An 8,130-nucleotide genomic window follows, 5' to 3' on the forward strand; every position below is an offset into this window, starting at 1 on the left:
CAGCCGGATCTTCTGGCCACCTTGCTGCGCCAGGGGCACCAGCCACAATGGCTGCAATCCACCTGGGCCGGCATCACGCCGCTGCTGGCCGACGGCCTGCCGCGGGATTACCGTCTGACCCGAGCCGTGGGCATTTTTGGCCAGGTGATGGCCGAATACGTGCTGACTTACATGCTTGGCCATGAGCGTGAAGTGCTGGCGCGGCTGGTCAGCCAGGTCGAGCGCAAGTGGGATAACCGCATGGGCCAGAGCCTGGCGGGGCGCAAAGTGCTGATCGTCGGTACCGGTGATATCGGCCGCAGCGTTGCGCAATTCCTGCAGCCGTTTGGCGTTGAGCTGTACGGCATTGCCAGTGAGGCCCGTGAGCAGGCGCCGTTTGTCGAAGTTGCCGGGCTCGACGCGTTGCCGCGCCTGGTGAGTGAGGTGGACTACGTGGTCAACCTGCTGCCCAACACGCCGAACACCCACGATTTGTACAATGCGGCGCTGTTCAAGCAGTTCAAACCGACCGGGTTGTTCATCAACGTCGGGCGCGGTGTGGCGGTGGTCGATGCGGACCTGGTGGAAGCGTTGAAGGAAGGCCATCTGGCCGGCGCGGTGATTGACGTTTGCCGTCAGGAACCATTGCCCCAGCGCCATCCGTTCTGGACCGCCTGGGGGTTGCTGCTGACCGGGCACAGCTCGGCGCCGACTTCGCCGGGGATGATGGTGCAATTATTTGTCGAGAATTTGCGCGCGTACCAGGCGCAGGAAACGTTGCGTGGTGAAGTGAGTTTCGAGCGCGGTTACTGACAGCGCGAAGGCCCGGCAACGCGTGTTGCCGGGCGCTTACAAATTTCTGCAAACACTAATCAGATGTTCGTTTCGCAGGCCGTATGTGAGGCTCGTACCCCTCTCCAGATGGGTACATTCTCATGTTGAATGCTGGCACTGTGTCTCTCCCTCCACGGCTAACTTCGCAACTTTCCCTGCTTTCTACCGAGCCGGCGGCGCTCCCTCTATTGCCCTCTGCTCTGGGTGCTACGGCCGATCGCAATACGCAGGCCCTCGCCCCAGTCCCCCGGCAATCCGGTCTCACCGCGGCGTTGGGCGACCGCGAGAATCTGCGGACACTGGGCCAGAAGCTCAACGAAATCGCCAGCCGTCTTGGCGTGAATGCCAGCCCTCAAGCGGTGCTGGCCGCGCTGCAAACGACACCGATGCAAATACACCCCGACTCGTCCTACCCGACCCAGGCGGGTAAAGCGGCGACGGTAGAGACCTTTCTCGGAAGTATCGGCTTGGGGTTGCCCACCAATCATTTTCAGCTGACCGGTCATGCCCATGCGGTGAGTGACAGGGCACTGGAGCATCCGCTCGGCAATTTTGGCGGCGGGTTGTCCTGGCCTGTTCCCATGAGCGCCGCTGAACAGCGCAGGGTACTGGCGGCGGCTACCGACCATGGCAGCCAGAACCCCAATGCACCGCACATCGGCGCAAGCGTGGGTGTACTGGAATATCTGAACGCGAACCAGCCGTTGTCGGGCGAGGCATTGGCTGATCCTGCCAAGGCACTCGAAACCCTCGTCAGCTCCACCCGCGGGCAGGCACTGGGGCAAGCCATACAGGACCAGCTTGGGGGCGCCGCCTCCGAGACCAGCGTGAACGAGTACGCACTGAGTGCGATCCATCTGCTGCTTGACCCGGAGTCCATCACGGCGCCGCACCGTAACCGCGTGGCGGGTTTCGACCTCGCCCAACAAGCCCATTGGGGCAAGCCGGCTTCGACAGTGCTCGAGCGCCTGAGCACTTACCTGCACGAAAATCACAAGACCAGTCCCGAGATGGCCAAGGCCGGCGCCTATTTGTTACTGGCACGAAAGGCGCCCGAGTTTTTGATCAAGGACATCCCCGACCGCGTGACCTACGGCAGTCCGGCCTGGGTAAGCCTCGCGGTCGCAGCGGCGGCCATAGAGGCGCAGTTCCCCGGAAAGGTGGCGCACATGACCTTTGCCCAAGTCATGTCCAGCGCGGAAAACGCGATCCTGACGAATCGAGCCGCCGCCGAACATGCACAAAAGGCGGCATTGGTGGACTGGGCCGTGGTCAACGGGATCGTCACATGCCAGCCAGGTGATCGTTACAGCGACGATGAGATAGACCGTGCAAGGACGGCATTCAACGCACAACTGAAGTCGACGCTTGCGGCTACCGGTTTGTTGGAAGCCGAGATTCCAAGCCGTAAAGACATTGCGTTGGCCCATTTGAAGGAGCGGTTTGGCGAACACGTACCTTTTGAAGAGAAACGACTGAAGGTCGTTGACTCGAAACAACCGTCAGCCCAACCACTTTATGGTCCGACCCGGGCGCCCGGCGGGCTTTTCTCGTTGTTGGACATCGCCATGAGCGGACTTGGCCAATACCCATGGGAAACCAGGGACCCGAGCATTGCCGAGGCAATCAAAGGCAAGAGCCTGGATTTCAGCGTGAACAAAATCTTCAACGAAGAATTTGAACAAGCAATCACTTCTCGCCAGCAAGGGGTTCGCAGCGTCATCAAGCACCTTGTCGCAACACTGCCCTTGGTTGACCGGGAAAACCTGGAGTTTGCAAAGCTCGAGTTTTTTCAGAAAAACACTTATGAACTGGGCCTCGACTTCACCTCTAAAAAACGGCAGGGCGCGGAAAACAAACTGTGGATCAAGGCCACCGGAAGAAATGGCAACACCGTTTATGAAATTGATTTGAACGCAGGTGCAATCAAGTCGGTGCCGGCCTCGGAGTTAACAACAAAACGCGAGCGGCAGGCCAACAAGGAGTTCAAGACGGAGCCCTTCAAGCCCAAGACCGTGAGCGAGGCTGCCCTTGGCCAAAAGAGCCAGGACGGCTTGTCAACGCCGCCCCCCAGTTTTTCCAGTGCGCGAACCCAGCACATCGCCGATGCTTTTGTTGAGCATCTTGATCTCGACAGTGATGACATAAAAACCTATGCCCGGGGTGTCACCTCGTTCGATAAACAAATGGCAACCGAGTGGAACGTCACCCACTTTTTTCTTGACCTGATTCCGCTCAGGTCCGCCATCGTGAATTTTTCCAGGGGCAACCACCTGGAAGGGGCCAGTGACCTGGCGCTGGATGTCTTTGGTTTTGTCACGGCGGGCGCGGGTGTGGCGGCGAAAGTCACGAAGGCGGGAGCCAAGGTCGCGAGCGCCGCCGCCAAGGCCATTCAAGTGGCAAAAGTCATCGGTGTGGCTGCCATTCAAGCATTCAACCCATTGGATGGCTTCAGCGAACTGGTCGCGGGCGGTGCCCGGTTGCTGGGCAAAGGCGCCAACTTTGTACGCGCCACGGGTGCAGAGGTGGTCAACAAGCTCAGGGGCGCGAGCGGCAGCTATGACCTGTTGAAGGCTGCCAGTAAACACTATGACGCAGCAGCGACGGGTACCTTCAAGGTCGCCGGGCAAAGCGTTGATGGAGGCGCGGTACTCCAGAACGGTCGATGGTATGCGTTTGATGTGGACAGGATGCGGCCTTACGGCAGCCCTCTTGAAGGCTTCACCGCAAAAACGAGTGCGATGGATGGGGCGATCATCACCACGCCTGCCGAGCCGGGCAGCGCCCTGAACAACCGGTTGCTTGGCGACTACAGCGTGGCCGAATCGAAAATAGCCGGGCTTGCGCGCAACAGTCAGGGGATCTATGTGGCGGCGGACGGTCACTTGTCCCACATCCGCCATACCGATACTGCCGGCAACACTGCGGTCTACGAAGTGCGGCAAGTGACTCGCACCGCCGACGGTGCCGTACAGGCGCAGATTTATCACAATAACCGGCAAACGCCGCTGCTGGTGCAGCACCTTCAGGGGGACCAATGGCAGCGCCTGGGGGCACGCGGCGGTAACCGGCCCTCTGTGGCATCAGACCTGGGGCCGGAAATTGGCGGGGGCGGTGAGGGGACGATCTACGACAGTCTCGACGGGAAAAGTGTCTATAAGGACTATGGCCCTTCATCCATGACTTCTGCCGACGACTTTGTCGATAACGAGACCCTGTGCCTGAACAGCTATTACGGTGACGGCTTTGCAACCACGATATTTGAAAATGGTCGCCGTTATTTGAAAATGGGCAAGCTGGACGGGGTGGATGTAAATACCCTGGCAAGGGGAAGTTTGCCCCCAGAGGCCAGGCTTTTACTGGATGACGCATTTCGGCGCATGGAACAGAAAAATCTTTACCACAACGATCTGCAGTTAAGTAATTTCCTGTATTCAGCGAGGGATAATAAAATCTATCCAGTGGACTTGAACGCAAACGGTCTTGAAGACATGACACCGTTTCTCGCCAGTATGTACAAGCGTGATCGAGACGAGCTGCGCAGGGCCTATTACGCGCTGATCGCCAAGGCGTAGCTGCACTTGTGGCCGGTGTACCCTGCTGTGATCGCAGCAGCAGGGTTTTGACGTGACCGTCAACGACTGCCAGAGCGTGTTCAGTCCTGGTGGTTGAAGTCGCCTTCGGACACCAGCTCGTTCAATGGACGACGCGGGCTCGGGGTTTCCCGGGCTTGCAGGTAGTCGGCCAGGGTCGATTTGTCGCCGAGCTTGCCAATCGCCACCGCAGCGTGCAGGGCGTAACCTTCAGGAATCTTCAGTTCCTTGCGGGTCAGTTCCTGGTCGAAACCGGCCATGCCGTGGGTGTGCCAGCCGCTGAGGCTGGCTTGCAGCGCCAGGTGGCCCCAGGCCGAGCCGGTGTCAAAGGTGTGCCACAGGGCCGGGGTTTCTTCGGCGGCACCAGGCACGGCAAAGGTCGTCTTCGACGCGACGATCACCAGGGCCGAGGCATGCTGCGCCCAGCCACGGTTGAATTCGTTCAGCAGGCCCAGGAAACGTTCCCAGTTCGGCGTGTCGCGGCGCGCATAGAGAAAACGCCATGGCTGCGAGTTGTAGGCCGAAGGTGACCAGCGCGCGGCTTCGAAGAAGCTCAACAGGGTGTCCACCGGGATGCTTTCGCCGGTGAAGGCGCGCGGCGACCAGCGGTCGGTGAATTGTGGGTGGATCGGATAGTCGGCGACGCGTGGGTTGCTGCTCATTGGGCTGATCCTGATGAAAAACCGGGGTTCAAAACTACTTCGCCGCCGGGTGGCTGACAAGTCTTGTTCTACCGACAGTCGTAAGCGCTTGGCCCCGGGGGCCATGGGCACTAGACTGGCGGCCTTTTAACATACCGATATTGATGTAGAGCCATGGCCGCCAAAGTCGAACCTTTCTGGATCCGCAAAACCCTCGAACAACTCGACCAGGATGAGTGGGAGTCGTTGTGCGACGGCTGCGGCCTGTGCTGCCTGCAAAAGCTCGAGGATGAAGACGACAACAGCGTCTACTACACGCGCATCGCCTGCAAACTGCTGGACCTGAAAACCTGCCAGTGCACCGATTACCCCAACCGTCGCGCCTCGGTGCCCGATTGCATCCAGCTCACTCCGGGCCAGGCCGACCAGTTCAAATGGCTGCCGCCCACCTGCGGTTACCGGCTGGTCAGCGAGCGCAAGGATTTGCCGCTGTGGCACCACCTGGTCTGCGGCGATCGCGACGCTGTGCACCAGGAACGCATTTCCCAGTCCGGGCGCATGCTCAGCGAAGGCAGCGTGCCCGAGGATGACTGGGAGGATTACCTGATTTTTCGTGCAGGCTGAGAAGGAGTGTGTATGACGGTTGGAGCCAGGCTGGCGGCGAGCCTGCTGTTGTTGGTATTGAGTGCGCCGGCGTGGGCGGCGAAGAAAGTTGACCTGGACTATCACGTCAAGCTGTTGCCCCAAAGTGATCAGGCAGAAGTGCGCCTGAGCCTGTCCCAGGGCTCGGCGGTGCGCAGCCTCAACTTCGACCTGGGCCGCGACGGCGACTACAGCGACTTCAAGGCCGATGGCCAGTGGCAAGTGTTGCCGGGCAATACCCCGGGTGACAGCCGCGGCCTGTGGCAACCGAGTGCCGACAAGGCCAGCCTGACCTACCGTGTACGCCTCACCCACGCGCGCAAGAAAGGCGTCTATGAAGCGCGGATGACCCCGAGTTGGGCGCTGTTTCGCGGCGAAGACCTGGTGCCCACTGCACGTCTGGATCAACAGGACGGCATTGAACTGGTGTCGCGCCTGGTGTTTGAACTGCCTGCCGGCTGGAAAAGCGTCGAGACGTCCTGGCCGCGCATCGGCAAGAACAAATTCCGCATCGATAACGTTTCCCGCCTGTTTGACCGGCCCACCGGCTGGATGCTCGCGGGTACGCTGGGCAGTCGCAGGATGCGCCTGGGGGAAACCGAAATCACCGTGGCGTCGCCCAAAGGGCAAGGCATGCATCGCATGGATGTGCTGACCTTGCTGACGTTTGTCTGGCCGCAAGTGCAAGCGGCATTCCCACGGCACCCGGCGAAATTGCTGGTGGTGGGCGCCAGTGACCCGATGCGCCGCGGTGCGTATTCGGCGCGGGACTCGATCTACCTCAACAGCCGTACGCCGTTGGTCAGCGAGAACGGCAGCAGCCCGTTGATCCGTGAAGTGGTGCAGGCTATCGGCCGCTTCAACGACCATCAGGGCAGCGATTGGATCAGCGAGGGCTTGGCGCAGTACTACGCCATTGAGCTGATGCGCCGCGCAGGGGGGATCAGCGACGATCGTTATGCCGCCCTGCAGGCCCGGCTGGCCAGCGAAGGCAAGGACGTGACCACCCTGCGGGTCGAGCACGCCAATAGCGCGACCGTCTCACGAGCGGTGGTGTTGTTGCAGGAGCTGGACCGCGAGATTCGTGTGAAAACCCACAACAAGCGTTCGCTGGATGATTTGACCCAGGCGGTGATGCGCTTGAACAGCATCAGCACAAAGGAATTCGTGCAGCTGGGGGAGAGCATTATTGGCGAGTCGTCGGTAGTACTCGATACCAAACTGCTGCACTGAAACCAAGGTGGGAGCGGGCTTGCTCGCGAAAGCGGTGTATCAGAAACACAGTCAGTGACTGACACTCCGCTTTCGCGAGCAAGCCCGCTCCCACTTTTGATCGGGGTTAACCCACAGTTTTGCTGGCGTTTTCAGCCGCCACTTCAGCCTTGGTCTTGAGGTTTTTCAGTTCCTCACCGGCGCGTTCGATCTTGGTTCGCACGCTGTTCATTTCCTGGCGGCTGCGCTCCAGCAACTCTTTCGCCGAGCTATGCCCGCTGATCCCGCGTGCCAGCGCTACGCCGCCAATCGCCACCTGGATCAAACCGAAAAAGCCGCCACGGCGCAGGCCTTTGCCCATCATCACCACACCGCCAGCCAGGGAGCCGATGCGTTCCCAGCCCTGGACGTTTTGCGTGGGTTGGGGCTCGAACGGGGTGGACCGGATAACGGGTCGCAGGGTTTTGCTGTCGCTCATGATCTGTCTCCAACAAGGGCTGATTGATATGCAGCTGACTGCACACAGGCCGCGGATGTTCCCAAAAAATCAGTATTTGGGGCCCGAACGGGTGTTGTTGCCCTTGGCCAGACGGTCGTAAAGCACCACGTTGACGGTGGCGGCGAGGTTCATGCAACCGGTGGTCGGGATGTAGATCACGTCTTCACACCAGTCGCGAATCTCTTTGTCGAGGGAGCCGTCTTCCGGGCCGAAGATATACAGCGCACGGTCCGGATGGGTGTATTCGGGGAGAGGGCGGGCGCCTTCCACCAGCTCGACGGCGACGGGGATGCAGCCCAGGGGCAGGATCTTTTTCAGGTCGTCGATACCGATCAGCGGAATGTCGTGGTGGACCTTCTTGGTGTCGGTAATAAAGTCCCGGGCCCGCTCATAGCGCTTGCCGGTGTAGAACACCGAGGCCACGCCGTAGCAGCCGGCGGCGCGCATCACCGAGCCGACGTTTTCGGGGGATTTGGGGTTGTACAGACCGATGCAGCTGTAGCGTTTATTGCCCACGGGAGAGGGTGCCTTCGAGAAAAACCGCGATTATACGGGGATTGCTCGAAAGGCGGTCAGTTTGAGCGGCACGTGTTGCAACACTGTGGCAAGGGAGCTTGCTATGGCAAAGGGGCTTGCTGTGGCGAGGGAGCTTGTTGTGGCGAGGGAGCTTGCTCCCGCTGGAGTGCGAAGCGCTCCCAAAAAGCGTGGGGCCGCTACGCAGCCCAACGGG

At 60.2% G+C, this 8,130-nt stretch carries 7 protein-coding genes; 4 read left to right on the top strand and 3 right to left on the bottom strand.

Translation table 11 applies throughout. From position 1 onward, the window contains the following. Both HX846_RS26605 and HX846_RS26610 read left to right on the top strand, forming a co-directional pair. A partial coding sequence (locus HX846_RS26605) for a D-2-hydroxyacid dehydrogenase (protein WP_178966423.1) occupies window positions 1-792 on the top strand: 792 nt, incomplete at its 5' end. A 293-nt stretch (window positions 793-1,085) separates the two neighbouring features. Then, a complete protein-coding gene (locus tag HX846_RS26610; protein ID WP_256739974.1) occupies window positions 1,086-4,388 on the top strand; it encodes a hypothetical protein in 3,303 nt (1,100 codons plus the stop codon). 80 nt (window positions 4,389-4,468) lie between these two features. On the opposite strand, the gene HX846_RS26615 is transcribed toward HX846_RS26610, so the two are convergent. Then, entirely contained in the window at window positions 4,469-5,068 is a 600-nt protein-coding gene (locus HX846_RS26615) for a nitroreductase family protein (protein WP_003210670.1), read from the bottom strand. Window positions 5,069-5,221: 153 nt separating this feature from the next. On the opposite strand from HX846_RS26615, the gene HX846_RS26620 reads away from it, so the two are divergent. After that, on the top strand, window positions 5,222-5,671 hold the full coding sequence (locus HX846_RS26620; RefSeq protein WP_003210671.1) for a YcgN family cysteine cluster protein: 450 nt from the start codon (window positions 5,222-5,224) through the stop codon (window positions 5,669-5,671). A 12-nt stretch (window positions 5,672-5,683) separates the two neighbouring features. After that, complete coding sequence (locus tag HX846_RS26625; RefSeq protein WP_178966425.1) at window positions 5,684-6,922, top strand: hypothetical protein; 1,239 nt, start codon at window positions 5,684-5,686, stop codon at window positions 6,920-6,922. Window positions 6,923-7,028: 106 nt separating this feature from the next. Here HX846_RS26625 and HX846_RS26630 read toward each other — a convergent pair whose 3' ends face one another. Continuing rightward, the gene (locus HX846_RS26630; RefSeq protein WP_003210673.1) at window positions 7,029-7,379 is read right to left on the bottom strand and encodes a DUF2892 domain-containing protein; all 351 of its coding nucleotides are present in this window, start codon (window positions 7,377-7,379) and stop codon (window positions 7,029-7,031) included. Between the two features lie 69 nt (window positions 7,380-7,448). Beyond that, on the bottom strand, window positions 7,449-7,916 hold the full coding sequence (locus tag HX846_RS26635) for an RNA methyltransferase (protein ID WP_003210674.1): 468 nt from the start codon (window positions 7,914-7,916) through the stop codon (window positions 7,449-7,451). Between the last annotated feature and the right edge of the window lie 214 nt (window positions 7,917-8,130).

It is taken from the genome of Pseudomonas sp. K5002 (genome assembly GCF_013386655.1).
In the GTDB taxonomy this organism is placed as follows: domain Bacteria; phylum Pseudomonadota; class Gammaproteobacteria; order Pseudomonadales; family Pseudomonadaceae; genus Aquipseudomonas.

Bases quoted from the DNA above. Each gene is read 5' to 3' on its own strand.
- HX846_RS26615 (WP_003210670.1), bottom strand. From the start codon at position 5,068: ATGAGCAGCAACCCACGCGTCGCCGACTATCCGATCCACCCACAATTC.
- HX846_RS26620 (WP_003210671.1), top strand. From the start codon at position 5,222: ATGGCCGCCAAAGTCGAACCTTTCTGGATCCGCAAAACCCTCGAACAA.
- HX846_RS26630 (WP_003210673.1), bottom strand. From the start codon at position 7,379: ATGAGCGACAGCAAAACCCTGCGACCCGTTATCCGGTCCACCCCGTTC.
- HX846_RS26625 (WP_178966425.1), top strand. From the start codon at position 5,684: ATGACGGTTGGAGCCAGGCTGGCGGCGAGCCTGCTGTTGTTGGTATTG.